General features: G+C 71.0%; 23 protein-coding genes. 9 read left to right on the top strand and 14 right to left on the bottom strand.

Annotated elements, in window-relative coordinates; all coding sequences use genetic code 11:
- The first annotated feature begins 194 nt into the window (after positions 1 to 194).
- On the top strand, positions 195 to 734 hold the full coding sequence (locus HHX35_RS33295; protein ID WP_182902628.1) for a DUF1707 and DUF4870 domain-containing protein: 540 nt from the start codon (positions 195 to 197) through the stop codon (positions 732 to 734).
- Positions 735 to 753: 19 nt separating this feature from the next.
- On the opposite strand, the gene HHX35_RS33290 is transcribed toward HHX35_RS33295, so the two are convergent.
- The 5 genes from HHX35_RS33290 to HHX35_RS33270 all read right to left on the bottom strand — a co-directional run bounded on the left by HHX35_RS33290 (position 754) and on the right by HHX35_RS33270 (position 6,792).
- Positions 754 to 2,280 carry an ATP-dependent DNA ligase gene (locus HHX35_RS33290; protein WP_182902627.1) on the bottom strand — a complete coding sequence of 509 codons (1,527 nt, stop codon included), beginning with the start codon at positions 2,278 to 2,280 and terminating at the stop codon, positions 754 to 756.
- 52 nt (positions 2,281 to 2,332) lie between these two features.
- Positions 2,333 to 3,862, bottom strand: coding sequence for a glycosyltransferase family 39 protein (locus HHX35_RS33285; RefSeq protein ID WP_182902626.1), 1,530 nt, complete (start codon positions 3,860 to 3,862; stop codon positions 2,333 to 2,335).
- A gap of 191 nt (positions 3,863 to 4,053) precedes the next feature.
- Complete coding sequence (locus HHX35_RS33280) at positions 4,054 to 4,428, bottom strand: FKBP-type peptidyl-prolyl cis-trans isomerase (RefSeq protein WP_079316111.1); 375 nt, start codon at positions 4,426 to 4,428, stop codon at positions 4,054 to 4,056.
- Positions 4,429 to 4,573: 145 nt separating this feature from the next.
- Complete coding sequence (locus tag HHX35_RS33275; RefSeq protein ID WP_220506192.1) at positions 4,574 to 5,269, bottom strand: general stress protein; 696 nt, start codon at positions 5,267 to 5,269, stop codon at positions 4,574 to 4,576.
- Between the two features lie 83 nt (positions 5,270 to 5,352).
- The gene (locus tag HHX35_RS33270; protein WP_182902625.1) at positions 5,353 to 6,792 is read right to left on the bottom strand and encodes a GuaB1 family IMP dehydrogenase-related protein; all 1,440 of its coding nucleotides are present in this window, start codon (positions 6,790 to 6,792) and stop codon (positions 5,353 to 5,355) included.
- A gap of 104 nt (positions 6,793 to 6,896) precedes the next feature.
- Here HHX35_RS33270 and HHX35_RS33265 point away from each other — a divergent pair, with 104 nt between their 5' ends.
- The gene (locus tag HHX35_RS33265) at positions 6,897 to 7,406 is read left to right on the top strand and encodes a GyrI-like domain-containing protein (RefSeq protein ID WP_182902624.1); all 510 of its coding nucleotides are present in this window, start codon (positions 6,897 to 6,899) and stop codon (positions 7,404 to 7,406) included.
- On the opposite strand, the gene HHX35_RS33260 is transcribed toward HHX35_RS33265, so the two are convergent.
- The 6 genes from HHX35_RS33260 to HHX35_RS33235 form a co-directional block, all read right to left on the bottom strand.
- Entirely contained in the window at positions 7,388 to 7,957 is a 570-nt protein-coding gene (locus tag HHX35_RS33260; RefSeq protein ID WP_182902623.1) for a hypothetical protein, read from the bottom strand. The two genes, HHX35_RS33265 and HHX35_RS33260, sit on opposite strands and share 19 nt — an antisense overlap.
- Positions 7,954 to 8,187 carry a helix-turn-helix transcriptional regulator gene (locus HHX35_RS33255; RefSeq protein ID WP_079316115.1) on the bottom strand — a complete coding sequence of 78 codons (234 nt, stop codon included), beginning with the start codon at positions 8,185 to 8,187 and terminating at the stop codon, positions 7,954 to 7,956. Before HHX35_RS33255 ends, HHX35_RS33260 begins: the two co-directional genes overlap by 4 nt.
- 30 nt (positions 8,188 to 8,217) lie before the next feature.
- The gene (locus HHX35_RS33250) at positions 8,218 to 8,991 is read right to left on the bottom strand and encodes an ABC transporter permease (protein ID WP_182902622.1); all 774 of its coding nucleotides are present in this window, start codon (positions 8,989 to 8,991) and stop codon (positions 8,218 to 8,220) included.
- A complete protein-coding gene (locus HHX35_RS33245; RefSeq protein ID WP_182902621.1) occupies positions 8,988 to 9,860 on the bottom strand; it encodes an ABC transporter ATP-binding protein in 873 nt (290 codons plus the stop codon). The genes HHX35_RS33250 and HHX35_RS33245 overlap by 4 nt, the downstream gene beginning before the upstream one ends.
- Before the next feature lie 96 nt (positions 9,861 to 9,956).
- Entirely contained in the window at positions 9,957 to 10,604 is a 648-nt protein-coding gene (locus HHX35_RS33240) for a nitroreductase family protein (protein ID WP_182902620.1), read from the bottom strand.
- 175 nt (positions 10,605 to 10,779) lie between these two features.
- Complete coding sequence (locus HHX35_RS33235) at positions 10,780 to 11,898, bottom strand: CaiB/BaiF CoA-transferase family protein (RefSeq protein WP_182902619.1); 1,119 nt, start codon at positions 11,896 to 11,898, stop codon at positions 10,780 to 10,782.
- 75 nt (positions 11,899 to 11,973) lie between these two features.
- On the opposite strand from HHX35_RS33235, the gene HHX35_RS33230 reads away from it, so the two are divergent.
- From HHX35_RS33230 to HHX35_RS33220, 3 genes are all read left to right on the top strand, one after another.
- On the top strand, positions 11,974 to 12,960 hold the full coding sequence (locus HHX35_RS33230) for a 2-hydroxyacid dehydrogenase (protein ID WP_182902618.1): 987 nt from the start codon (positions 11,974 to 11,976) through the stop codon (positions 12,958 to 12,960).
- A 188-nt stretch (positions 12,961 to 13,148) separates the two neighbouring features.
- The gene (locus HHX35_RS33225; protein ID WP_182902617.1) at positions 13,149 to 14,519 is read left to right on the top strand and encodes an FAD-binding oxidoreductase; all 1,371 of its coding nucleotides are present in this window, start codon (positions 13,149 to 13,151) and stop codon (positions 14,517 to 14,519) included.
- 25 nt (positions 14,520 to 14,544) lie between these two features.
- Positions 14,545 to 15,801, top strand: coding sequence for a class I SAM-dependent methyltransferase (locus HHX35_RS33220; protein ID WP_182902616.1), 1,257 nt, complete (start codon positions 14,545 to 14,547; stop codon positions 15,799 to 15,801).
- A 6-nt stretch (positions 15,802 to 15,807) separates the two neighbouring features.
- Here the strand turns inward: HHX35_RS33220 and HHX35_RS33215 are convergent, their stop codons facing one another.
- On the bottom strand, positions 15,808 to 17,334 hold the full coding sequence (locus tag HHX35_RS33215; RefSeq protein WP_182902615.1) for a long-chain fatty acid--CoA ligase: 1,527 nt from the start codon (positions 17,332 to 17,334) through the stop codon (positions 15,808 to 15,810).
- 148 nt (positions 17,335 to 17,482) lie between these two features.
- Here HHX35_RS33215 and HHX35_RS33210 point away from each other — a divergent pair, with 148 nt between their 5' ends.
- The gene (locus tag HHX35_RS33210; RefSeq protein ID WP_182902614.1) at positions 17,483 to 18,751 is read left to right on the top strand and encodes a cytochrome P450; all 1,269 of its coding nucleotides are present in this window, start codon (positions 17,483 to 17,485) and stop codon (positions 18,749 to 18,751) included.
- Between the two features lie 9 nt (positions 18,752 to 18,760).
- Here HHX35_RS33210 and HHX35_RS33205 read toward each other — a convergent pair whose 3' ends face one another.
- On the bottom strand, positions 18,761 to 19,180 hold the full coding sequence (locus HHX35_RS33205) for a hypothetical protein (protein WP_220506191.1): 420 nt from the start codon (positions 19,178 to 19,180) through the stop codon (positions 18,761 to 18,763).
- Between the two features lie 253 nt (positions 19,181 to 19,433).
- On the opposite strand from HHX35_RS33205, the gene HHX35_RS33200 reads away from it, so the two are divergent.
- Positions 19,434 to 20,447 carry a hypothetical protein gene (locus HHX35_RS33200; protein ID WP_182902613.1) on the top strand — a complete coding sequence of 338 codons (1,014 nt, stop codon included), beginning with the start codon at positions 19,434 to 19,436 and terminating at the stop codon, positions 20,445 to 20,447.
- 62 nt (positions 20,448 to 20,509) lie between these two features.
- Positions 20,510 to 21,784, top strand: coding sequence for a cytochrome P450 (locus HHX35_RS33195; RefSeq protein ID WP_182902612.1), 1,275 nt, complete (start codon positions 20,510 to 20,512; stop codon positions 21,782 to 21,784).
- 27 nt (positions 21,785 to 21,811) lie between these two features.
- Here HHX35_RS33195 and HHX35_RS33190 read toward each other — a convergent pair whose 3' ends face one another.
- Entirely contained in the window at positions 21,812 to 23,179 is a 1,368-nt protein-coding gene (locus HHX35_RS33190) for a hypothetical protein (RefSeq protein WP_182902611.1), read from the bottom strand.
- A 440-nt stretch (positions 23,180 to 23,619) separates the two neighbouring features.
- Here HHX35_RS33190 and leuS point away from each other — a divergent pair, with 440 nt between their 5' ends.
- A complete protein-coding gene (gene leuS, locus HHX35_RS33185) occupies positions 23,620 to 26,082 on the top strand; it encodes a leucine--tRNA ligase (RefSeq protein ID WP_182902610.1) in 2,463 nt (820 codons plus the stop codon).
- The last annotated feature ends 60 nt before the right edge of the window (positions 26,083 to 26,142 follow it).

Below are 26,142 nucleotides of genomic sequence, written 5' to 3'. Positions count from 1 at the left end.
TGTATACATCGCCGTGGATCACGATGGCGTTAAGGAGACGGTCTCGGGGCGATGTCGGGGATGTCCCTGATGCCGGCGGGCGCATACGCGGAACAAGATGGAGGCAGACTCGAAGAGAGCCGAGCAGTCGATCGACGGAAGGCGATGCTGTGATGCCCGCGGCAGCGACACCATCGTGGCCGGGCCATGCCCCGATGCCACACCCTCAGTTGCGCGTTACCAACCAGGACCGCGAGCAGGTGGTCGAGCACGTCAAAGCGGCCTACGCCGAGGGCAGGCTCGACAAGCACGAGATGGACGAGCGGCTGCACCTGGCGATGACCGCGCGCACGCACGCCGATCTCGTGCCCATCATGAACGACCTGTACGGCACCCGCCCGGCGTACGTCCCCCGGCCGCCCTCGTACCGGGCCGCGGTTCCGGACGGGGGAGACCGGGTCGGGGCGGCGGCCTCGCACCTGTTCGCGCTGCTGGGGTTGTTCATCATCGGCCCGCTGCTGATGATGGTGACCGCGGGACGGACGTCCCCCTACATCAGGAAGCACGCGGTGGAGTCGCTCAACTTCCACCTCACCGTGCTGGGAGCGACGGTGCTGCTGCCGTTCACCGTCGTCGGCTTCGTCCTGCTGCCGGTCATCTGGGTCGTCGGACTGGTCCTGTGCGTCGTCGGCGGGGTGTCGGCGCTCGCCGGCACCGAGTTCCGCTACCCGCTGACCATCCGTCTGATCAAGTAATTCGTGAAGCGGCTCCCGGTCAGGGCATGAGCGCGCGGACCGCGGCCACGGTGTCGGCTTCCTCCGGCCGCTTGTCGGGCCGGTAGCGCAACACCCGGGCGAACCGCAGCGCCATGCCGCCGGGATACCGGCTCGACCGCTGCACGCCGTCGAAGGCGATCTCCACGACGAGCGCGGGCTTGAGCGTGACGACGTAGTCGTCCGTCGGCCCCTCCGCCAGCGGCAGGAACTGCTCGGTCTGCCAGGTCAGCAGTTCGTCGGTGAGGCCCTTGAACGTCTTGCCGAGCATCACGAAACCGCCCGTCTCCGGGTCGTAGGCGCCGAGGTGCAGGTTGGACAGCCAGCCCCGGCGCCGTCCGCTGCCCCACTCGGCGGCCAGCACGACCAGGTCGAGCGTGTGCCGCGGCTTCACCTTGACCCAGCCCGCCCCCCGCCGCCCGGCGGCGTACGGCGTGCGCAGCGACTTCACCACGACGCCCTCGTGGCCCCGGCGTACCGCGTCGCCGAAGAACACCGCGGCCTCCTCGGCGTCCGCCGTGACGAGCCGAGGGGTGATCAGCTCGGCCGGGACCGCGGCCTCCAGCGCGGCGTGCCGCTCCTCGTCCGGCAGGTCGAGCAGGTCGGCGCCGCCCACGCGCAGGGCGTCGAAGAAGAAGACGGTCAGCGGCACGGTCGCGCGCAGCGACGCGACGTCGGTCCTGCTGGCCACCCGGCCCGAGGTGACCTGGAACGGCTCGGGGCGGCCGTCCGGGCGCAGCGCGATGACCTCGCCGTCGAGCACGAGATCGGTCCCGGGCAGGCCGAGCACGGCCTCGACCAGCTCGGGGACCTGCGCGGTGATGTCGTCGAGCGTGCGGGTGAAGACGGCGACGCGGTCGCCCGACCGGTGGGCCTGGACCCGCACGCCGTCGAGCTTCCACTCCACGGCGGCAGGGGTGCCGGCCTTCTCCAGGGCGGCGGTCACGCTGGGCGCGCTCTGCGCGAGCATCGGCGCCACCGCCCGCCCGACCTCCAGGTGGAACGCCTTCAGCTCCGCGACGCCGCCGCGCAGCGCGGCCGCGCCGACGGCGGGCAGCGAGCCGCGCAGGGTCAGGGCCCGGCGCACCTCGGCCGCGGGCACGTTCGCGGCCGAGGCGACCGCCTCGATCATCACCCCGTTGAGCGCCCCCTGGCGCAGCTCGCCCGTCAGCAGCCGGTGCAGGAACGACTGCTCCTGCCGGGTGAGGGCGCCGAACAGCTCGCCGAGCAGCTCACGGCGCGCCGCCTGCGAACCGGCGCCGGACTGCGACTTGACGCGTTCGAGCAGCGCGTCGACCTGCGTCAGGGTCGCCGTGGCGATCTGACGCGGCTCGGGAAGGTCGGACAGGCTCCGCCAGCCCACCCCGATCTGGCGCTGCGGCAGCTCGCCCGACAGGTAGGCGATGGCGATCTCGGCCTCGTCCGGTCCCACCCTGCCGAGCAGCTCGGCGAGGTGCCTGATCTTGGCGAGCCGCGCCGAGTCCGCGGCGACGGCCGCGGACGTCCTGGCAAGGTCGATCAGCAACACACCGTAATCCTGCCTCACCGCGGCGGCAGATGCCCAGGCCGGGGGTCGGACACTAGCTGTAGTGGCGCGCGCGCGGCCACAGCTCGCGCCAGGGCCGGACGGGGTCGCGGCAGACCATGATCGGCACACCCTGCTCCTCGCCCGGCATCCCGCTCAGCCTGCCCGCCGGGACGCAGTGGGCGAAGACGGTGGCGAGGTCGGCGGGCGGGTAGCCGACGGAGACGACCACCCGTGTCCCCTCCGGCGGCGGTCCCCACCACCACAGCTCGTTGTGGCCGCTGTAGACCGCGGGCAGCCCGAACTCGCCCGCCCAGCGACGCAGCGCGCCGGCCTCGCCGTAGTTCGCCGCGAGCAGCACCGCGCCGGCGCGCTCGCCGGCGGGCAGACCGTTCACCACCCGGGCCGTCTGCGCCGCCACATCGCGCATGCCCACCGACTCACGGGCCACCTCGTTGATGGCGGCGACCGGCGTACCGGCGAGCGACGCCGCCGGGATGACCGGCAGCGCCACGACCACGGCGACCACGGCGTCGACCGCCAGCGCCGCGACCAACACTCTTCTCCACCGCCACCCGGCCGCAGTGACGCAGCCGGCCGCGAACAGGTAGAGCAGGAACCCGCCGGTGTAGTCGGGGCGGCCTCCCGAATAGAGGACCAGCGCGCACGCCACGGGGTAGGCGATGGCGAGGGAGCGGACCCGCCGGTTCCGCCACAACCGCAGCCAGCCAGCCACGCAGACCACCGCCTGCGCGGGCCCGAGCAGCACGAGCTGAAGGGGGAAGAAGGACGCGCGGTTGTCCGCGCCCTCGTCGATCTTCAGCGCGTCGGCCATCTGGAACTGCGGCCAGTCGTGCGTCGCCTGGTAGAGCAGGTTGGGTGAGGCGATCGCCAGAGCCAGGAGAGCACCGGCCCACAGTCGCCTGTCCCGCAGCACCTCGCGCGGCCCGGCCACGAGGACGCCCAGCCCGACGCAGCCCAGCAACACCACGATCAGATCGCGGTTGTACGCCGCGATCCCGCACAGCGCTCCCGTCCAGAGCCAGTAACGCCCGTCCCCCCTGAGCAGCACCCGGAGCAGGCACAGCGTGACCGCGCTCCACAGCACGAGGTCGGGAGTGAGGGTCAGCAGCGAGTGACCGGCCAGCAGAGGCAGCACGGAGGTGGCCGTCCCGGCCGCGGCGAGGATCTGGGCCGCACGGCCGCCACCCAGTTCGCGGGCGGCCAGTGCGACCAGCACGACCAGAGCCCCGGCGCACAGGGCGGGCACGATCCGCAACGCGACGACCGTGTCCCCGAAGATCGCCGTGGACACCCGGGCGATCATCGGCGTCAGCGGCGGAGTGTCGAAGTATCCGAGCCGCGGCCGCTCGCCCAGCATGCGGAAATACAGCTCGTCGCGGTGGTAGCCGTACCACGGGCTCACCGCGAGCAGCACGGCCACGGTCGCGGCGGCGATCGCGACCACGGCCCGGGGCTGCCCGGTGAGGGGAGCGCCCGCACGGACGTCCCCGCTGGGGGACGCCCCGTCGGTGTCGTCGTGCGCCGCCGGCGTGCCGCCGGTCACCTCGTCGTCCGTGGTCACGCCGGCCTCCCGGAAGCCGGCGTTCGCAGGGGGCCGTCCTGCGGGCGGCCGTGAGGAGAGGGACCCCGATCGAGGGGGTTCATGAGGAGGCGGTTCGGGAGGGCATCGTCCACGCGGCCATCATCCTCGAACCGCTCCGGCCCTCCTACCCCTGTAACCGAAACGCCGCCGTCGCCGCACCGGTGTCCCGGTCAGCCGACGCCGAGCAGGTCGACGACGAAGATGAGCGTCTCACCGGGCTTGATGAGGGCGCCCGCGCCGCGGTTGCCGTACCCGAGGTGCGGGGGGATCGTCAGACGGCGCCGTCCGCCGACCTTCATGCCGGCCACGCCGCGGTCCCAGCCGGCGATGACCCGGCCGCCGCCGAGCGGGAACTGGAACGGCTGGCCGCGGTTCCAGGAGGCGTCGAACTCCTCACCCGTGGAGAACGCCACCCCGACGTAGTGGACGGTCACGTTCTGCCCGGGCTTGGCCTCCGGCCCGTCGCCCTCGACGAGATCGACGATCTCCAGGTCCGCGGGCGGCGCGCCCTCGGGAAAGTCGATCTCCGGCTTCTCCAGTGCCACGTGGGTCTCCTGTTCTCTGTGTTCCCGAAGCGCTTCCTGTGCCGGGAGTTCCGGCAGGCTGACGACTCTACCGGGGACGGCCGACACGAGAACGCCTTCCCCACGCGGGGTGGGGAAGGCGTCGCAACTCCGGAGCCGACGAGGATTACGGGCGACGGCCCCTCGACAGGCCCGCCCGGTCGTCGTCGCGCGCCTCCTCGGCGCGCACCTCCTCCGCACGGGCCTCCTCCGCACGGGCCTCCGCCCGGTCCTCGGTCAGCGGGTAGCCGGTGTCCTGCGGAGCGGTGTCACCCGCCGCGGCAGGTGACGTCGTGACCGGCCCCGCCGACGGCGGACGCTGAACCACGACGGTGTCGGCCGGCTGCACGCCGCCCTGCAGCAGCGCCTGGGCCTGGTCGAGCATGGGAGAGGCCACCAGCACGTCGTAGCGCCCGGCGACGATCGAGCTCCTCGACGAGAAGTCGCGCGTCCCGCCGGTGAAGGCGTGGCTGGTGAAGCCGAAGGCGGCGCCGGCGATGGCGCCCCAGAGGATCGACCACAGCACCAGTCCGAAGAACGAGGTCGTGGCCGAGGTGAACAGCCCGAGGAACAGGCCGACGATGAGTCCGAACACCGCGCCGGTGATCAGGCCGGACAGCGCCGCCTTGCCGTTGGTGAGCCGCCCGGTGACGGTCTCCTCCAGACGCAGGTCGCTGCCGACGATCGCGGTGTTCTCCACCGGGAACCCGGCGTCCGACAGGGTGTCGACGGCGCGCTGCGCCGCCGCGTAGTTGTCGTAACTGACCAGCAGCCGTCTGTCGGCCGCCGGACTGACCGGCCCTCCGGCCGGGGAGTACTGCATGATCGCCTCCGCGGGGTAGTGCGGTCGGTACACGGACGCACTACCCCCGGAGAGCCCGATATTCCTCTACGGAATAGGAGGAGTCACCAGCTTTGGTGCAGTGGCATGCCCTCGCTGTAGCCGGAGGCGCTCTGCACGCCGACCACCGCCCGCTCGTGGAACTCCTCCAGGGTGGTGGCGCCGGCGTACGTGCAGGAGGAACGCAGACCGGCCACGATGGCGTCGATCTGGTCCTCCACACTGGGCCGCGCCGGGTCGAGGTACATCCGCGAGGTCGAGATGCCCTCCTCGAACAGCGCCTTGCGTGCGCGCTCGAACGGCGAGTCCTCGGCTGTGCGCAGCCGTACGGCGCGGGCCGAGGCCATGCCGAAGTTCTCCTTGTACTTGCGCCCGTCGGGGGCGGTGCGGGTGTCGCCGGGCGACTCGTACGTGCCGGCGAACCACGAGCCGATCATGACGTTGGAGGCTCCCGCGGCGAGCGCCAGCGCGACGTCGCGGGGGTGGCGCACGCCGCCGTCGGCCCATACGTGCCGGCCCAGACGGCGGGCCTCGGCCGCGCACTCCAGCACGGCGGAGAACTGCGGCCGTCCCACGCCGGTCATCATCCGGGTCGTGCACATGGCGCCCGGGCCCACGCCGACCTTCACGATGTCGGCGCCGGCCTCGATGAGGTCGCGTACGCCCTCCGCGGTGACGACGTTGCCCGCCGCGACCGGCACGGAGGGCTCCAGCGCCCGCACGGCCCGCAGCGCTGAGATCATCTTCTCCTGGTGGCCGTGGGCCGTGTCGACCACGAGCACGTCGACGCCGGCGTCGAGCAGTTCCTTGGACTTGGCGGCCACGTCGCCGTTCACCCCGACCGCCGCCGCGACGCGCAGCCGGCCGCGCGCGTCCACGGCGGGCTGGTAGAGGGTGGAGCGCAGCGCCCCGGTGCGGGTGAGGATGCCGACCAGGCGGCCGTTCTCGTCCACCACGGGCGCCAGCCGGTGGCGGCCCTCGTGCAGCGCCTCGAACGCGGCCTGCGGATCGACACCGCGCGGCAGCGTCTGCGGTGATTCGGTCATGACCTGGGAGAGCTGGGTGAACATGTCGACGCCGTGGCAGTCGGCCTCGGTCACCACGCCGACCGGGCGGTTGTCCCAGTCGACGACGATGACCGCGCCGTGCGCGCGCTTGGGCAGCAGGGTGAGCGCCTCGCCCACGGTGTCGTGGGAGGTGAGCGTGATGGCCGTGTCGTGGACGAGGTCACGGCTCTTCACCCATTCGATGACGTCGGCCACCACGTCGATCGGGATGTCCTGGGGGATGACGGCGATGCCGCCGCGCCGGGCGACGGTCTCGGCCATGCGGCGGCCCGCGACGGCCGTCATGTTGGCGACGACGACGGGGATCGTGGTGCCGGTTCCGTCGCCCGCGGACAGATCCACGGCGAGGCGCGACCCGACCGAGGAACGAGACGGCACCATGAAGACATCGCTGTACGTGAGATCGTAGGGCGGCGTCACATCATTGAGGAATCGCACGTTTGTCCAGCCTACGTTGTGAGCGGGTCATACCCGGCATTCCCGGCCGACGCCGGAGCAGACCCGGACACGGGATACATTGACCTCGCCTGAAGGGAGAGCATGTGATCATCGTTGACCGTCCGGAGACGCTCGTCGTCGGCTATGCCGTACGGACGACCAACGCGGCGGAGGCGGACCCGGCCCGCGCCCAGTTGCCGGGCCTGTGGGGCCGCGCCGGAGCGACCGGAGCCTTCGCGCACGTGCCCGGCCGGATCGACGAGAACCTGTACGCCGTGCTGACCGACTACGAGAGCGACCACAACGGCGCCTACACGCAGATCGTCGGCGTGGCCGTCCGCACGGCGGCGCGACTGCCCGAGGGCATGGTCGCCGTACGGGTGCCCGGCGTGCCCGCGCTGCTGTTCGAGGCGCGGGGACCGATGCCCGGGGCGCTTCTCGACACCTGGCAGCAGGTGTGGAAGCACACCGAGTCGGGCGCCGCGCCGGCCCGCGCCTTCACCACCGACCTGGAGATTCACCACCCCGGGGGCGTCGACCTCTTCGTGGCCACGCTGCCGTCGTTCGGCGAGCCCTCCGGGCCCCCGGCGCAGGTTCAGGCGACGCCGGCCTGATCGTCGTCCTGGTCGTCGTCCTGGTCGTCGTCGGGCGGCGGGTCGGGCAGCCGCCACCCCGCGACCAGCAGCGGTAGCAGGAAGTGCGTCCACCACAGGGCGAAGACGCCGAGGAACACGGCCGCGGCGGGGATATGGGACTTCTCTCCCTCGCTCCAGGTCGCGACCACGACGAACGCCGCGAGGCCGGCCAGGATGAGCCGCATCACCCTGTTCGCGTACGTGTGCGCCCGGAGCCGTTCGGCGACCTGCCGCTCGTCGAGGTGGCTCTCCGGCAGCGAGGCGAGCCCGCGGGTGGCGCTGTTCAGCGCGGTCACGACCGGGATGTAGATCGCCAGCATGACCACCAGCAGCACGAGGTTGACCCGGACGGCGGTGTCGCTCGGGGCGATCGCCCACGACACCGCGGCGTCCGCCCACAGCAGCAGCACGCTCGCCGCGCCCGCCACGACGAGCAGGCGGCGCCGCCGCCGGGTGCGGTGCAGCGCCACGAGGTGGTCCTGCTCCATCGCGCGGGCCACGTGGAGGTTCCAGCGTTCGCGCAGGTTCACGACGCGCTCCCCAGTTTGGGAAACGGTTTGAGGGAGAAGACGACCTCCACCGGAACCTCGAAGAACTCGGCGATCCGCAGGGCCAGGTGGAGGCTGGGGCTGTACTCGCCGCGCTCCAGGTAGCCCACCGTCTGGTAATGCACCCCGAGCGCGGCGGCCAGATCCCGGCGCGAGACGCCGCGGTCGGCCCTCAGCACCGCGATGCGGTTGAACACCGGCTCCTCGGCCACGTCTCACCTCCGTCGGGCCCATGAGTCCGCTCATCTTCCGCGGACCCGGCGCAGCAGCCAGGGGGCTAGAACCATACCGCCGACCGCCCACGCTCCCAGAACGGCCGCCGCCCGGCCGAGCGGCCGGCTGTGCCCGAGCTCGGCCGCGAGGACGGAATCGGGCAGGAACACCGCGCGCAGTCCGAGGCCCTGCCAGTAGAGCGGGAAGACCTGGGCGATGCCGCGCACCACCCCGGGCAGCGACTCCAGCGGGAACATCACCCCGGAGATGAGCATCAGGAGCATCGCCGCGGCCGTCTTCGGGCCGGAGACCAGGCTGCCGATCATCGCGCCGATGGGCACGACGGCCAGTGCGCCGAGCACCAGGACCCAGACGAGCGTGAACCACCGCGCGGGCGTCGCCGGCGCGGCCACCCCGGCGAGCGGCACGGCGACCAGCAGGACGAGCGCGGCGTTCAGCGCGATCGTCAGCAGCGTCGTGACGGCCCGCCCGGTCAGGTAGACGCGGATGCCCCTGGGCAGCGTGCGGGCTCGCATGAGCGTGCCCTCCTCGCGGTCCGCGGCGATCAACATGGGCAGCACCGTGAGCCCGGTCGAGAACACCGCGAACGCCAGGAACCCCGGCGTCATGAACGCCGCCATGGACACGGACGTGCCGGGCACGTCGTTCCCCCCGATGAACAGGACGAGCACCACGTAGGTGCCGACGGTCCCGATGAGGGCGTTCAGCAGCTCCTTGCGGTCGCTCCAGAGGTTGAGCTGCTCGGTCCAGCCCCTCCGCAGTCCCAGAGTCGTCGCGTTCATCGCGTCCCTCCCACGGTCGCCGTCTCGCGGGTTCCGCGCGCCTCCTCGATGAGATCCAGGTAGCTCTCCTCAAGGGTCGGCCGCCTGATCTCCAGCCCGGGGACCGGGCCGCCGTACCGCTGGTGCAGGTCCCAGGCCACGCCGGAGGGGTCGGCGGTCTCCAGCTCGCCGTCCTCCCAGCGCACCAGCGACGGGACCTGCACGGCGCGCGCCAGCTCGGCCGGGCTGCCGCAGGTGACCACCCGCCCGGCCGCGAGCACGGCGATCCGCTCGGACAGCCGCTCCGCCTCGGCCAGGTCGTGCGTGGTGAGCAGCACGGTCAGCCCCTCCTCTCCGGCCAGCCGCTCGATCAGCAGGTGGAACTCCCGCCGGGCCTCGGGGTCGAACCCGGTCGTGGGCTCGTCGAGGAACAGGACCTCGGGACGGCCGACGATGCCGAGCGCGACGTCCAGCCGGCGGCGCTGGCCCCCGGACAGCACCCCCGCCCGGTTGTGCGCCGCCTCGGCCAGGCCGAGCGTGGCGAGCAGCTCGTCGACGTCGCGCGGCTTCTCGTAGTGCGCCGCGACGTGCGCGAGCAGGTCGCGCACCCGCCAGCGAGGGTGGTCGCGCCACGACTGCATGACCACGCCGAGCCGCGCACGCCAGGCGTCCCCGGCGCGCGCCGGGTTCTCGCCGAGCACCTCGGCCTCGCCCGACCAGCCCGTGCGGAACCCCTCGAGGATCTCCACCAGCGTGGTCTTGCCGGCGCCGTTGGGGCCCAGCAGCGTGAACACCTCGCCCCTGCGCAGGTCGAGGTCGACGCCGTTCAGGACCTGAATGGGCCCGTACGCCATGCGGAGCCCGCGTACGCGGATGACGACGTCATGCATGCGCCCTCCAATGAAGTAGCTGTGCTCTCGAATGTAGTAGGTGTACTACATTCGATTCAAGAGCTGCTTCATCGAAGGGCGGTCAGCGTGATCGACTCAGGGCGCCCAGAGGGGTTCGGGAATCTCGAAGCCGACCGGTTCGCCCCACTGGTTGCGGTAGGCGACCTCGTGGGCGGGCCGGCGCGGGGCCACCCCCCAGCGGCCGGTCGGGTAGCCGAAGGTGACCATGCACGCCACCTGCCAGCCCTTGTCCTCGGGCACGCCGAGGATCCGCATCGTCTCCGCGCCGTGGAACAGCCCCAGCACGGACGTCAGCGCGCTGCCCACGCCGAAGGCGCGGGCGGCCAGCTGGGCGCTCCACACCGAGGGGTAGATGGAACCGCCGCTCGGGTCGTTGCGGGTGAACGCGAACATCAGCAGGGGGTAGGTCTCGAAGTGGTCGGCCAGGTGCTGGGCCGACCGCAGCACGCTGAGCGTGCGGGTGTCGCCGGTCGCCTCGGCCTGCTCGCGCATCGGCTTGTAGTGCCCCTCGAACAGCCTGCCGAGCGCGTCCCGGTACAGCGGCCCCAGCTGGGACTTCACCTCGGAGTCGTCCACCAGCAGGAACCGCCAGCCCTGGGTGTTGCCGGCACTGGGGGCGCGGACGGCGGCGTCCAGGATGCGTTCCTGGACCTCCGCCGGGATCGGGTCGGGCTTGACCCGCCGCATGGCGCGGGTCGTGTAGAGGGCCTCGAAAAGGTCCATGTGCGGGGGACTCCTCGATTGTCAAGGGGGAAGGGGAAGCGGGGGTCAGGGGAGCGGAGGCCAGGCCGGCACGGTCAGGGCGACGCGGCCAGGCGACGTGGATGGTCAGGGCGGCATGGTCAGGGCGAGGTGGTCAGGGCGACCTCGTCAGGGCGAGGCGGTCGGGCCGGCGGGGTCAGGCCAGCACGCCGGCGGCGCGCAGGGCCTTCGCCTCGTCGCCGGGCAGGCCCCAGGCGCTCAGGTCGTGCAGCCGGGTGGCCGGGGACAGGTCGCCGCGCGGCGCGCCGGCCAGCCGGGGCGCGGGCGCGGCCTGCGGCAGCCCGCCGACCTCCACGAACGTGCCACGCGCCTGGTTGTGCGGATGCCGGACGGCCTCGCGCGGGTCGAGCACGGGGGAGACGCAGGCGTCGGAGCCCTCGAAGACCGCCTCCCACTCGGCCCGGGTGCGCGACCGGAACGCCTCGGTCAGCCGCTCCCTGATGGCCGGCCAGTTCGCCCGGTCGTCGCGGTCGGGCATGTCGCCGATGCCCATCCGGGCGAGCATCTCCGCCCAGAACTGCGGCTCGAGCGCGCCCACGGCGAGATAGCCGCCGTCGGCCGTCTCGTACGTGTCGTACATGGGGGCGCCGGTGTCGAGGAGGTTGGTGCCGCGCGGGCCCCAGTGGCCGGAGTGCACCCCGCCGTAGAACATCGAGAACAGCAGCGCCGCGCCGTCCACCATCGCGGCGTCCACCACCCGGCCGCGGCCGGTGCGCTCGCGCTCCAGCAGGGCCAGCAGCACGCCGTACGCCAGCATGAGCCCACCGCCGGCGAAGTCGCCGAGGATGTTGATCGGCGGGGTGGGCTTGCCGCCCTCGCGGCCCAGCATCGACAGCACCCCGGCGATCGCGATGTAGTCGATGTCGTGCCCGGCCGCGGAGGCGAGCGGGCCGTCCTGGCCCCAGCCGGTCATGCGGCCGTAGACCAGCCGCTCGTTCACCGCGTGGAGGTCGGCGGGCCCGATGCCGAGCCGTTCCGCGACCCCGGGCCGGAACACCTCGATCACCACGTCGGCCCGCTCGGCGAGCCGCTTGAAGGCGGCGACGCCCTCGGGCGACTTCAGGTCGAGGCCGATCGTGCGCTTGCCGCGGTCCATCACGTCGCGGCGCGGGGTGTCGCTCACGGCCTTCACCCGGTCGATCCGCAGCACCTCGGCGCCGTGGTCGGCGAGCATCATCCCGGCGAACGGCCCGGGCGCGAGACCGGCCAGCTCCAGCACCCGGATCCCCCCCAGCGGTCCCCGCGACTCCTCCATCCGAACCCTCCTCAGAGCGGCATCACTTCACGCGCTAAGTAGAACATGTTTCTGTAGGCGTGCGAGACTGCGCCCGTGACGTGGAATGTTCTCGCGCTGCCGCCGCTTCCTGAGGACGCGGTGCGCGGCCTGTTCGCCGACCTCGACGGCCGCGTCGCGGTGCGCGTCCCCGCCCACCGCGACCGCGCGGCGCTGCTGGACGCGCTGCCCGAGGCCGAGATCGTCGTCGGCGACTGGAGCGGGGCCCTGGCCCTCGACGCGGAGGCCGTACGGCTGGCGCCGCGCCTGGCGTTCGTGCAGCAGCCGTCGGTCGGTGTGGACGGGCACGACCCGGAGGCGCTGGCCCGCGCCGGGGTGCCCCTCGCCAACACCGCGGGGGTGAACGCCGACGCGGTGGCCGAATGGTGCCTGGCCGCCGCGCTGGCGCTGCTGCGCCACCTCGCGGACGGCGACAGGGACATGCGGGCGGGGGAGTGGCCGCAGTTCGCCTACCAGCGCCGTGAACTCGCCGGATGCCGCGTGGGAGTGATCGGCTTCGGGCCGATCGGCGCGGCCTGCGCCCGCCTGTTCGGCGCGCTCGGCTGCCGGGTCTCCTACTGGTCGCGCACGCCCAAGCCCGAGTCGTACGGCGCGGCCTACCTGGACCTCGACGCGCTGGTGGCGGGGAGCGACGTGCTCGTCCTGGCCGTGCCGCTCGCGCCGGAGACCCGCGGGCTGATCGGCGCGGAGAGGATCGCCCGCATGCCCAAGGGGTCGGTGCTGGTCAACGCGGCCCGGGGCGGGGTGGTCGACCAGGCGGCGCTGCAGGCCGCACTGGAGTCCGGCCACCTCGCCGGCGCGGCGCTGGACGTGTACGACAGCGAGCCCCCGGCGCCCGACGACCCGCTGCGCTCCTGCCCGGGGGTCCTGCTGTCGCCGCACGCGGCCGGGGTCACGCCCGAGGCGACGACCCGGCTGATCCGGTGCGTGCTGGACAACCTCACCGCCGCGATAGAGGGCCGTCCCGTCGTCAACGTGGTCAACGGCGCCGACCCGCGCGTCCGCCGGCGTCCGCCCAGGTGATGACGGTTTCCTCAGTTACGGCAGGGGCGGCGGAGGCGATGAAAAAGGGCAGGATACGATCTACGCCGACGGGGCGCCGCGGGAATTCCAGATAGTTTTCGCGGCCGTAACGTGTCTACTCTGGTCTGCGTTCCCCTCCGGGGATAGCGTGCCAAGAGGCGATCTCTACGATCCATGGGGGTGGTGTCATGCCAGAGCGCACGGCCAGTATGACCGCCCATCAGAAGGCCGTCGAGCAGATCAGGGACTCCTACGCGGCCATTCCCGAGGACTCCGCTCCCCGGCTGGCGAAGGCGACGACGAACCTGTTCCGCTTCCGCGCGCCGGCCAAGACGGCCACGCTGTCCGCCCGCGATCTGGACCAGGTCATCCACGTGGACCCGGTGACCATGACGGCCGAGGTCCAGGGCATGACGACGTACGAGAACCTGGTGGACGCCACGCTGCCGCACGGGCTCATGCCGTACGTCGTGCCGCAGCTCAAGACGATCACGCTGGGCGGCGCGGTCACGGGTCTCGGCATCGAGTCGACGAGCTTCAAGGACGGGCTGCCGCACGAGTCGGTCGAGGAACTGGAGATCCTCACCGGCGAGGGGCGGATCGTGGTGGCCCGGGCCGACAACGAGCACGCGGACCTGTTCCACGCGTTCCCCAACTCCTACGGCACGCTCGGTTACGCGCTGCGGATCCGGATCAAGCTGGCCCGGGTGAAGCCGTACGTCAAGCTGACGCACATCCGCTTCAGCGACGCCGACAAGTGCATGCTCGCCATGCAGGAGATCTGCGAGAGCCGCGAGCACGACGGCGAGCAGGTGGACTTCGTCGACGGCACGTTCTTCGGTCCCGACGAGCTGTACATCACGGTCGGCTCGTTCTCCGAGCGGGCGCCCTACACGTCCGACTACACGGGCATGCGGATCTACTACCAGTCGATCCGCAGCCGCGTCCGCGACTGGCTGACCGTGCGCGACTACCTGTGGCGCTGGGACACCGACTGGTTCTGGTGCTCGCGCGCGTTCGGCGTGCAGCAGCCGCTGGTCCGCTCGCTCCTCCCGCGCCGCTACCTGCGGTCGGACGTCTATCGCAAGCTCGTCGGCCTCGACCAGAGGTACGGCGTGACCGCCCGGATCGACCGCTGGCGGAACAACCCCGTGCACGAGTCGGTCATCCAGGACGTCGAGGTGCCGATCGAGCGCGGCGCCGAGTTCCTGGAGGTCTTCCACGACGAGGTCGGCATGACCCCGGTGTGGATGTGCCCGCTCAAGGCGACCGGCCAGTGGGCGCTCTATCCGCTGGAGCCCGGCCGCCTGTACGTGAACTTCGGCTTCTGGGGCATGGTTCCGCTGCCGCGCGGACAGTACGACGGGTACTACAACCGGCTGATCGAGCGTGCGGTGCACTCGCTCGACGGCCACAAGTCGCTGTACTCCACCTCTTTCTATGAGCGTGAGGAGTTCTGGCGGCTTTACAACGGAGACGCCTACTGGCCGGTCAAGCGCGCCTACGACCCGGGCGGCCGGCTGCTGGACCTCTATGACAAGTGCGTCAGAGGCCGGTAGGCGTCGTTACGTCGGGAGAGGTGCAATGACTCTTGCGGAGATCTTCGAAAAGATCGTCGGTCCTGACGCGGGCGTCGAGTTCGTCGCCTACGACGGCAGCAAGGCCGGGTCCTCGGGAGCGGACGTCCGCATCGAGGTGAAGTCGCCGGCGGCGGTGGCCTACCTCGCGCAGGCGCCGGGAGAGCTCGGCCTCGCCCGCGCGTACATCTCCGGGCACATCGACGTGCACGGGGACATGTACACCCTGCTCGACCGGATGTGGTCGCTGACGCTCAACGACCTGCCGCTCAGCGAGAAGGTCGCCGCGGTCCGCTCGCTCGGGATCAAGCCGCTGCTGATGCGGGTGCCGCCGCCGCCGCAGGAGGCGCGGCAGAGCACGCTGGCGAAGCTGGGCAGCCGGCACGCCAAGCAGCGCGACGCCGAAGTGATCCACCACCACTACGACGTCTCCAACCGCTTCTACGAGTGGGTGCTCGGCCCCTCCATGGCGTACACCTGCGCGGTCTTCCCGCGGCCGGACGCGACGCTGGAGGAGGCGCAGTACACGAAGTTCGACCTGGTCGCCAGGAAGCTCGACCTCAAGCCCGGCATGCGGCTGCTCGACGTCGGCTGCGGCTGGGGCGGCATGGTCATGCACGCGGCCAAGGAGTACGGCGTGAAGGGCCTCGGCGTCACGCTGTCGCGCCAGCAGGCCGAGTGGGCGCAGAAGGCCATCGCGGAGGCCGGGCTTTCCGAGCTCGCCGAGGTCCGCTACATGGACTACCGCGACGTCGCGGAGACCGGTTTCGACCGGGTCAGCTCGATCGGCCTCACCGAGCACATCGGCAAGGACAACCTGCCGTCGTACTTCTCCTTCCTGTACGGCAAGCTCAAGCCAGGCGGGCGCCTGCTCAACCACTGCATCACCCGCCCGACCAGCACCGAGAAGACCCTCAACAAGGGCGGCTTCATCAACCGCTACGTCTTCCCTGACGGCGAGCTGGAGTCGGTGGGCTACCTGATCCGCCAGATGGAGGACACCGGCTTCGAGGTCCGCCACGAGGAGAACCTGCGTGAGCACTATGCGCTGACGCTGCGCGAGTGGTGCAAGAACCTCGACGCCAACTGGGAGGACGCGGTCGAGGAGGTCGGCCAGGGCACCGCCCGGGTCTGGCGGCTCTACATGGCCGGCTGCGTCGTGGGGTTCGAGCGCAACAAGGTGCAGCTGCACCAGGTGCTCGGCGTCCGGCTCGACGAGGGACAGTCGCACGTCGAGCTGCGCCCGTCCCTCGACTGGCCGTAAAGGTCTCTACCGCAGCTCGCGCTTGAGGATCTTGCCGGTGGCGGTCATCGGCAGGGACTCGCGGAACTCCACGATCCGCGGGTACTTGTAGGCCGCCATCGTCTCCCGGCACCACGCCACCAGTTCCTCCTCGGTGGTCGTGGCGCCGGGCTTGCGGATGACGTACGCCTTGACCTCCTCGCCGTGGGAGTCGTGGGGCACCCCGACGACCGCGGCGAGCGAGACCGCGGGGTGGGTCATGAGGACCTCCTCGATCTCCCGGGGGTACACGTTGAAGCCACCCCGGATGATCATGTCCTTGGCCCGGTCGACGATGAAGTAGTAGCCGTCCTCGTCGCGCCGGGCCACGTCGCCGGTGCGGAACCAGCCGTCCTTCATGACCTGCGCCGTCGCCTCGGGCCGGTTGTAGTAGCCCTTCATGATGTTGTGGCCGCGGACGGCGATCTCGCCGATGTCGTCGGCCGTGTTCCAGTCGGCGTCGACCAGCTTCATCTCCACGCCCCAGATCGGCGTGCCGATCGAGCCGGCCTTCGCGGGCCTGCCCGGCTGGTTGAACGAGGCCACGGGCGAGGTCTCCGACAGGCCGTAGCCCTCCAGGATGTCCACGCCGAACGTCGCGCTGAAGTCCTTGAGCACCTCGACCGGCAGCGCCGAGCCGCCGGAGACCGCCGTGACCAGCGAGGACGGCACCTCGGCCGTTCCGGCGTGCACGGCGGTGAGCATGGCCCAGTACATGGTCGGCACTCCCGCGAACAGCGTGACCTGCTCGCGCTTCATCAGCGTGAGAGCCTCGGCCGGCTCGAAGCGCGGCAGCAGCACGAGCGCGCCGCGGCGCCGGAACCCGGCGTTCATCAGCACCGTCTGCCCGAAGGAGTGGAACAGCGGCAGCGCGACGAGGTAGGTGTTCTCCGTCTGCCGGGGGAACATCTCGTCGCTGGCGATGGCGTTCATGACCATGTTCTGGTGGGTGAGCTCGGCGCCCTTCGGCTGGCCGGTGGTGCCGCTGGTGTAGAGGATCACCGCCGTGTCGTCGGCGGAGGTCTGCACGGTCTCGAACTCGCCGGACACCCCTTCGAGGGCCGCCCACAGCGTCTCGCCGAGCTCGGACTCGGTGGCGAACGGCGTGGCCGGCAGCACGAAGAAGTGCTCGGCGCGCTCGGCGTCGGCGAAGCCGGCCCGGCCCCGCTGGCCCAGCGGCAGCTCCGGCGAGCCCTCGAAGCAGAAGAAGGCCTTGGCGTCGGAGTCGTCCAGGTGGTAGGCGATCTCCCTGGCCTGCAGCAGCACGTTCAGCGGGACGACGGTCGCGCCCGCCTTGAGGATCCCGTAGTAGACGAACGGGAAGTACGGCAGGTTGGGGCAGGCCAGCGCCACCTTGTCGCCCCTGCCGATGCCGCGTGAGACCAGCAGGTTGGCGACCTGGTTGGCGATGGTGTTCACGAGCGAGTACGGCAGGCGCATGTCGCCGAAGACGACCGCGGTGGCGTCGGGCTTCTCCCGTGCGCTGTCTTCCAGCACGACGGCCAGGTTGAGCATCTGCCGCTCCCTCTTCTATCGGACCCTCGGTCCATACCAACCGGTAGGTACCTCAGCGTAACGGCTCGGGGAGCGGATTTTGAGGGTCCGGTGACAAGGGTGTTCTCGACCCTTGACGAGGCTGTGCCCCCGCACAAGAGTGGGCGGCATGGACACGGCTGTCGACCTGTCCCACATCCCGTTCTGGGGACTGCCCCAGGCCGAGCGGCACGAGGCGTTCCGCCGCCTGCGCGCGCTCGGCCGGCCCGTCTTCTTCCGCGAGAACAAGATCCCCTTCATCGGTCACGGCCCCGGCTACTACGCGCTCGTACGGCACGCCGACGTGACCGAGGCGAGCCGCGACCCCGTCGTCTTCAGCAGCGAGCCGACGGCCAACAGCATCCCCGACATGCCGCGCTGGCTGGCCGTCTACTTCGGCTCCATGATCAACATGGACGATCCCCGGCACGCCCGGCTGCGGCGGATCGTCTCGCGGGCGTTCACCCCGCGCATCCTGGCCAAGATGGAGGAGGATCTGGGCCGGGCCGCCCGCGAGATCGTCGACAGGGCCGTGCGAGAGGGGCCGGGCGACTTCGTCACCCAGATCGCCGCCCGATTACCCGTACGGGTGATCTGCGACATGATGGGCATCCCGGCCGGACATCACGACCGGGTGCTGCGCCGTACGAACACGATCCTGGCCAACGCCGACTCCGAGTATTCGGGCGTCACCGTCGACCCGTCCCGGCCGGACGCCTCCTTCGGCCGCTGGACCACGGCCCGCGGCCTGGCCGCGCTGCTGCGGGCCGGGCACGACCTGAACGCGCTGGCCCGTCGCCTGGCCGGGGAGCGCCGCCGGCGGCCCACCGACGACCTGACGAGCAAGCTCGTGAACGGCGAGGAGCGCCTGACCGCCCAGGAACTCGGCTCGTTCTTCATCCTGCTGGTGGTCGCGGGCAGCGAGACGACCCGCAACGCCATCGCCCACGGGCTCAAACTGCTCACCGACCATCCCGGCCAGCGTGCGCTGCTGCTGGAGGACTTCGACGGGCGCATCGCGGGCGCCGTGGAGGAGATCGTCCGCTACTCCAGCCCCGTCATCCAGTTCCGGCGCACCGTGACACGTGACCACACCATGAACGGCCACGACTACCGCGCGGGGGACAAGGTCCTGCTGTTCTACAACTCGGCGAACCGGGACGAGGCGGTCTTCCGCGATCCCGACGTCTTCGACATCACCCGCAGTCCCAACCCCCATGTCGGCTTCGGCGGCCACGGCCCCCACTACTGCCTGGGTGCCCACCTCGCCCGCCGGGAGATCACCGTGATGTTCCGGGAACTGTTCGACCGCATGCCCGCCATCCGCTCCGTGGGCGAGCCGTCCTACCTGCTGTCCAACTTCATCAACGGCGTCAAGCACATGAGCTATCGCTTCTGAACGCCCGCGTCAGTGTGCGTACTCGTCGCGGCGCCGGAACATGGCCGCCAGCATCAGCGGGAACATCGCGACGTGGGCCGCGACCATCAGGCCCATGCCGTCGATCAGGCCCAGCCACAGGACCGGGAACAACGGCACTATCGGGACGAACATCGCGCCGCACATCTCCAGGACCGGAGCCCAGGCGTGGCCGCGCACGCGCATCCAGACGGCCATTCCGGCCGACATGTCGAACGCCATCAGCAGGTAGGCGAGCTCGGGATCGCGGGCGTACGAGGGGTCGATCCCCAGGGCGGACCACAGCAGGCCGAGTGCGAACATCCCCGCGAACATCGCGACCACCATCTCGAGGTAGTGCAGGGCGAAACGGCCCCATCGCCGTGTGGCGGGGTGGTCACCGGTGTGCCTTTCAGGCGTGGTGTGAGTCATGGCCCAACTGTCCGGGCGGCCCGCAGACGCGCCAAGGAGGGAGACGGGGACGGGTCCGAAATCCTGGGCTCTCCGTCCGTCCGGCCTGCAGTCGTGTCATGACCCAACGGCGCATGGTCGTCGTCTGATATCACGCGGCGGAGCTCGTGGACATCGCGTGTGTGACGTCGAGCCTGATCATGGCGAACGCTCATGGCGCGTCCCCGTGCTACACACGGTCGATTCTGTCGGTGCCGCCTGCGATGGTGGCGGCGTGGTCTACTTCGTCTACCGCAGCGTCTACGAGGGGCCGTCCGGCCGGCTCGTCCGGCACTTCCCCGATGCCACCGTGCTCGACTGGTTTCGCAGGGTATGGGATGACGCCGCGTCGGAGGACGCGTACAAGTGGGTGGAGCGCGAACTCGGCGCGAACGTCTACGGTCTGCACACCATCTTCGAGACCGGGCTGCCGGCCCCCCGCACCCATAACGAGTTGCGCCGGATGCTCAAGGAGCATCTGTACGTCGAACGGACGCTGCGGGTGGACCGGCACAGCGTGCGGGTGCTCACCGATGACGACGAGGTCGAGCTGGCGTACTTCTTCGTGGACGACCACGTGGTGGCATCCGAGCCGGATCGGTGGGCCTACCTCCTGCATGAGGACTGGGAACTGCCCCTGAACGCGCCTCCCGCCCGGGAAGCGTTCACGCCTCCGGGGCCGGTCGACGTCATCACGTCCGCGCCGCTCGGCGGGGAGGGCGTGACGTATGCCGTACTGATCACATTCCATGCCACCTTCGCCAGCGTGGGATGTTCATGGCCGAAGGCGTTTCCTGGTGTGCGGCTGCCCGGGCTCGCGGCGGCGCTGCGCGCGGCGGACCCCGATCTCCTTTCCGGCGAGTTGTGTGCCCTGCGCGCCCTGATCGCTCCCGGCGACGAGGACATCGGGCCCGCACTGGAGCGCTGCAACCGCTGGGGGCCTTTGGAGGAGTGGCTGCCCGAGATCAGTGCTCCGCACTCCCGGGCGCACGGGCATGCGCTGCGCCTGCTGGAGGACGGCGTCCCGGCGGACGGACGCGACCCAGGTCGCACGCTCATCCGGTGCGACGACCACCTGGCCCAGATGGCGATCCACATGGACGAACGTTTCGGTTACCGGCAGTGGTTCCTCTTCGACGACGTCTGGGCCGCCGCGCACCCGGAGCTGGCCGCCTCACTGATGCGGTTTGGTGCCCACTGGGATCCGCGCTGCCGGCGCGAGCATGCCCGCCTGACCCACTGTGGCTGAACCGGCGGATGTGGCAGACTGACAACCGAATTTGGTTCTAGTCACCTCGGAGGGGCCGGCCCATGACCATGGAGCCCGCGGAGCGCGCGCCCATCACCTCGGCGGCGGACATCGACCTGAACGACTGGGAATTCTGGGGCCGGCCGGACGAGGAGCGGGAGCGCGCGTTCCGGCTGCTGCGCGACCTGGACAAACCGGCCTTCTTCCCGGAACCCGAGTTCAGTCTGGGCGGCATCACCGGGCCGGGCTACCACGCGCTCGTCCGGCACGCCGACATCCTCGAGGCGAGCCGCAATCCCGAGGTCTTCTGCTCGGGCGACGGCGGGGCCACCAACATCCCGGACCTGCCGGCGGAGTTCGCCGAATACTTCGGCTCGATGATCAACATGGACGACCCGCGGCACGCGCGCCTGCGGCGGATCGTGTCGCGCGCCTTCACGCCGAGGATGATCAAACAGTTCGAGTCCGACGTGGACGCCGCGGCCTCGCGCATCGTGGACGAGCTGCTGGAGACCGGCCCCGGGTGCGACTTCGTCACCGAGGTGGCCGCCAGGCTGCCCTTGAAGATCATCTGCGACATGATGGGCATCCCGGAGAAGGACTACCAGTTCGTCTTCGACCGCTCGAACATCGTCCTCGGCGCCACCGACCCCGAGTATGTGAGCGAGCGCGAGGACATCGCCCACGCGCTGCTCACCGCGGGGATGGAGCTGCAGCAGCTCGTCCAGGACCTGGCCGCGCTGCGGATGGAGACGCCCACCGACGACCTCACCTCGTCCCTGGTCAACGCCAACATCGACGGGGAGCGGCTGACGGCCCAGGAGCTCGGCTCGTTCTTCATCCTGCTCGTCGTGGCCGGCAACGAGACCACCCGCAACGCCATCTCGCACGGCATGCGCCTGCTCACGGTCAACCCGGAGCAGCGGCGGCTGTGGCTGGAGGACTTCGAGGGCCGGGCGCCGCGCGCGATCGAGGAGATCGTCCGGCTGGCCGCGCCGGTCAACTTCATGCGCCGCAAGGTCACCCGCGACCACGAGATGAACGGCAACCTCTACCGCAAGGGCGAGAAGGTCCTGCTGTATTACTGGGCGGCCAACCGCGACGAGCGGGTGTTCGACGACCCGCTGCGCTTCGACATCCTGCGCGACCCCAACCCACACGTCGGCTTCGGCGGCCCGGGTCCCCACTTCTGCCTCGGCGCCCACCTCGCCCGCCGCGAGATCACCGCGATGTTCCGCGAGCTGCTGCGGCGGGTCCCCCAGATCGAGGCGGGCGAGCCGGAGCGCCTGCTGTCCAGCTTCATCAACGGCATCAAGCACATGACCTGCGAGTTCTGACCGGTCGGACCCCGGTCCTGCCGGTGGTCAGCGGAGGGGCTTGATCGACCGGAAGACCGTGTTGATGTCGGGGAGCAGCTCGTCCTTGAGCTGGGGCACGGCCATGTAGACGATCGTGGGAAGGTCGGCGCCGGTGTTCACGGCCGCGACCACGACCGTGGTGGCCCCGCCGTCGGCGGTCACCTTGTAGACGGCGGCCAGGCCGGTGAGGTTGTTGCGCGCCAGGCGCTGCTGGGCGACCTTGGTGACCTTGTTGTCCTTGGGGAACTGGGTCTGCCGCGCCCGGAACATCACGGCGCTGACGACCGGGCCCAGGTTGTCGGGCGTGGTGTACTTCACGGCCAGCGACTGCGCCAGCGGGCCCGACATCACCAGGGCGAACTCGCGCTTGCCCTTCGTGGTCATGCCGGCCGGCACGTACTGCCTGCTGGTGAAGCCGTACGTCGCCTTGATCTGAGCCGGGTCGGCGTCAGCCTGCCAGGGGCCGCCGAGCTTGGGCAGCGTGATCCGGCCCGCGGTGTCGGTGAGCACGCCGCTCACGGGGGAGGCGGTGCCCTTGTAGACAGGCAGCCGTGACGAAGTCTGCGCCTGCGGCTTGGTCGTGGCGCCGGACTTGACAGAGGAGGGCTTCGCGGACGTCGCCGCCTCGGCCGTGTCGCCGGAGCTGAGCGGCCCGGCGGCGAACGCCCACACGAGCACCCCGACGAGCGCGGCGACGACCGAGGCCACCAGCGCGTACAGCCAGACCGGCCGGCCGGATTCGTCCTCCTCGTACTCGTCGATGGCCTGGTAGTTCTCGCCGAACACCGTGTTCCACAGCTCCTGCTGCCGGTGCGCGGGAGGCGTCTTCGGTCCGCTGATCTGTCCCGCCGTCACGAACGGCCGGTACGGGTCCTCCGGCTGGGGAGGGGGCGGGGGAGGCGCGGAGGAGGAGGGCGGGGCGGACTCGGCGTACGAGCGGACCGAAGGGGTGAACGGCGAAGAAGAGGGGCGGGAGCGGTCCGGGCCGCCAGGGAACGGGCCCCCGTGCGGGCCGGCCTGCCCCTGCCCCTGCCCCTGTCCCTGTCCCTGCCCCTGCCCCTGTCCCTGGTATTGACGCTGGTCCTGACCGGGGCCCGCGGGGCCCTGCGTGCCGTAGGCCGGCGCGGGGCCGCCGAAGCCCGCTGCGCTTCCGGAGCGGTCCTGGCCGCCGAACGCGGGGGCGGGCCGGCTCGGAGCCGTGCCGGGAAGCGGGCCCGCCATGGTCGCGGTCGCGTCCGCGGGCTGCTGCGGCGGCCCCTCCACGAAGGAGCGGACGGTGGGGGTGAAGGACGAGGGCGGAGGCACCTCGGGCCAGGCCGGCGGGATCTCCGGCCACGCCGGCTCCCGCTGGTGTTCGCTGCGGTCCGTGGGCACGGTACCTCCCGAGATCATGCCCGAATTAGGGGTGCCTGGCATGATCTCATGCGCGCCGGGGGCTGCCGCAGCGAAACCGCGGAATGCCTCGCGGAACTGCTCACCGGTGGGGTCGGTGGGCGGGTCCTGCATCGGCAAATCCGCGGGCGGGAATGAGTTGGCCACGGCAGCACAGTAGGGGAATGGACATAAGAGCCCACAACGGAACTATCACCATCGTGTATCGCACTTTGACACGCGAGGTCAGCCCGCAAGATCGATCCGCGTCCCGGTTGCGGTCTGCGCTACGCTTGACACGCGTGCCGCCGCCCTGTTGTGCGGGCAGCCGTCTCGGAGCGTGAGAGCGCGGAGACCGCGGCTGCCTCGGACCGTGACGCAGGGACCTGCCCCCGGCGAGCGCCTTCATCTGAGTGATTCCAGCCGCCTGGCGAGGAGTGGAAGTGGACGAGCCGGTGTACGACCCGCAGGCGCTGCAGGCCAAGTGGCTGCCGCGGTGGGAGGAGCTGAACCCCTTCGCGGCGGTCGAGGACCTCGCGGACACCAGGCCGCGCAAGTACATGCTCGACATGTTCCCCTACCCCTCCGGCGACCTCCACATGGGGCACGGCGAGGTCTTCGCGATCGGCGACGTCGTCGCGCGTTACTGGTTCCAGAAGGGCTACAACGTCCTGCATCCGATCGGGTGGGACTCCTTCGGGCTGCCCGCGGAGAACGCGGCCATCAAGCGCAACGCCCACCCCGCCGAGTGGACGTACACCAACATCGACACCCAGGCGAACTCGTTCAAGCGGTACGCCATCTCCTTCGACTGGTCGCGGCGCCTGCACACCAGCGACCCGGAGTACTTCCACTGGAACCAGTGGCTGTTCACCCGCTTCTACGATCGGGGCCTGGCCTACCGCAAGGGCGGCCTGGTCAACTGGTGCCCGCAGGACCAGACCGTGCTCGCCAACGAGCAGGTCGTGGCGGGCAAGTGCGAGCGCTGCGGCGCCGACGTCATCCGCCGCGAGCTGACGCAGTGGTACTTCAAGATCACTGACTACGCCGACCGGCTGCTCGACGACATGGCGCAGATCGAGGGCGGCTGGCCCGACCGCATCCTCACCATGCAGCGCAACTGGATCGGCCGCTCCACCGGAGCCGACGTCCAGTTCCGCGTCGAGGGCCGCGACGAGCCGGTCACCGTCTACACCACGCGCCCCGACACGCTGTACGGCGCGACGTTCTTCGTCGTGGCCGCCGACGCCCCGCTGGCGGAGGAGATCGTCGCCCCCGAGCAGGCGGAGGCGCTGGCCGCCTACCGCGCCGAGGTCGCCAAGCTCTCCGACATCGAGCGGCTGTCCACGGAGAAGGAGAAGACCGGCGTCTTCCTGGGCACGTACGCGATCAACCCGGTCAACGGGGAGCGCATCCCGGTCTGGGCGGCCGACTACGTGCTGTCCGACTACGGCCACGGCGCGATCATGGCGGTGCCCGCGCACGACCAGCGCGACCTCGACTTCGCGCGGAAGTTCGGCCTGCCGGTCAAGGTCGTCGTGCATACCGGCCTGGCCGACCCGGGCGAGACTGGCGTCGCCACCCCCGGCGAGGGCACGCTGGTCAACTCCGGCCCGCTGGACGGGCTGACGAAGACCGAGGGGATCCAGAAGATCATCGAGGTCCTGGAGGAGCGCGGCACCGGCAGGGCCGCGGTGAACTACCGGCTGCGCGACTGGCTGCTGTCGCGGCAGCGGTTCTGGGGCACGCCGATCCCGATCATCCACTGCGTGGACTGCGGCGAGGTCCCGGTGCCGGACGACCAGCTCCCGGTCACGCTGCCCGACCTGCGCGGCGCGGCCCTGCAGCCGAAGGGCGTCTCGCCGCTGGCCGCGGCCACCGAGTGGGTCAACGTCGAGTGTCCCAAGTGCGGCGGACCCGCCCAGCGGGACACCGACACGATGGACACGTTCGTCGACTCGTCGTGGTACTTCCTGCGTTACTGCGACCCGCACTTCGAGGGCGGGCCGTTCGACGTCGAGAAGGTCCGCAAGTGGGGCCCGATCGACCAGTACGTCGGCGGCGTCGAGCACGCCGTGCTCCACCTGCTGTACTCGCGGTTCTTCACCAAGGTCCTGCACGACATGGGCCTGGTCGGCTTCACCGAGCCGTTCCTGCGCCTGCTCAACCAGGGCCAGGTGATCAACCGGGGCAAGGCGATGTCGAAGTCGCTGGGCAACGGTGTCGACCTGGGCGAGCAGATCGACGCGTACGGCGTGGACGCCGTCCGGCTGACGATGATCTTCGCCGGGCCGCCGGAGGACGACATCGACTGGGCCGACGTCTCGCCGGCCGCGTCGCAGAAGTTCCTCGCCCGCGCGTTCCGCGTGATGGCCGAGGCCGGTGCGGCGTCCGCCCCGGGGATCGGCTTCTCCGGCGGCGACGTCGAGCTGCGCAAGGTCACCCACCGGACCATCGACGAGGTGACCAAGCTCGTCGAGAGCTACCGGTTCAACGTCGCGGTGGCCCGCATGATGGAGCTGACCACGGCCGCCCGCCGGGCGATCGACACCGGGCCCGGCGCGGCCGACCCGGCCGTCCGCGAGGCCGCGGAGACCCTGGCGATCATGCTGTCGCTGGTCGCGCCGTACGTCGCGGAGGAGGGCTGGGAGCGGCTCGGGCACGCGCCGTCGGTCGCCAAGGCCGGCTGGCCCGAGGCGGACCCGGCGCTGCTGGTCCAGGAGTCGGTCACGGCCGTGGTGCAGGTGGCGGGCAAGGTCCGCGACCGGCTGGAGGTCTCCCCGGACATCTCCGAGGCGGACCTGCAGGCCCTGGCCCTGGCATCGGACAAGGTCCGGCCCTACCTGGACGGCGAGCCGCGCAAGGTGATCGTGCGGGCGCCGAAGCTCGTCAACATCGTCCCGTAGCGGGTGACCCCGGCTCCGCCGTACCGTGAACGAACCTGTCCGGTACGGCGGAGCCGCCGC

It is taken from the genome of Microbispora sp. H10830 (assembly GCF_014161375.1).
GTDB classification, from domain to species: Bacteria; Actinomycetota; Actinomycetes; order Streptosporangiales; family Streptosporangiaceae; genus Microbispora; species Microbispora catharanthi.
Note: the sequence above shows the minus strand (reverse complement) of the source record. Positions and strands in the feature narration are given on the sequence as shown.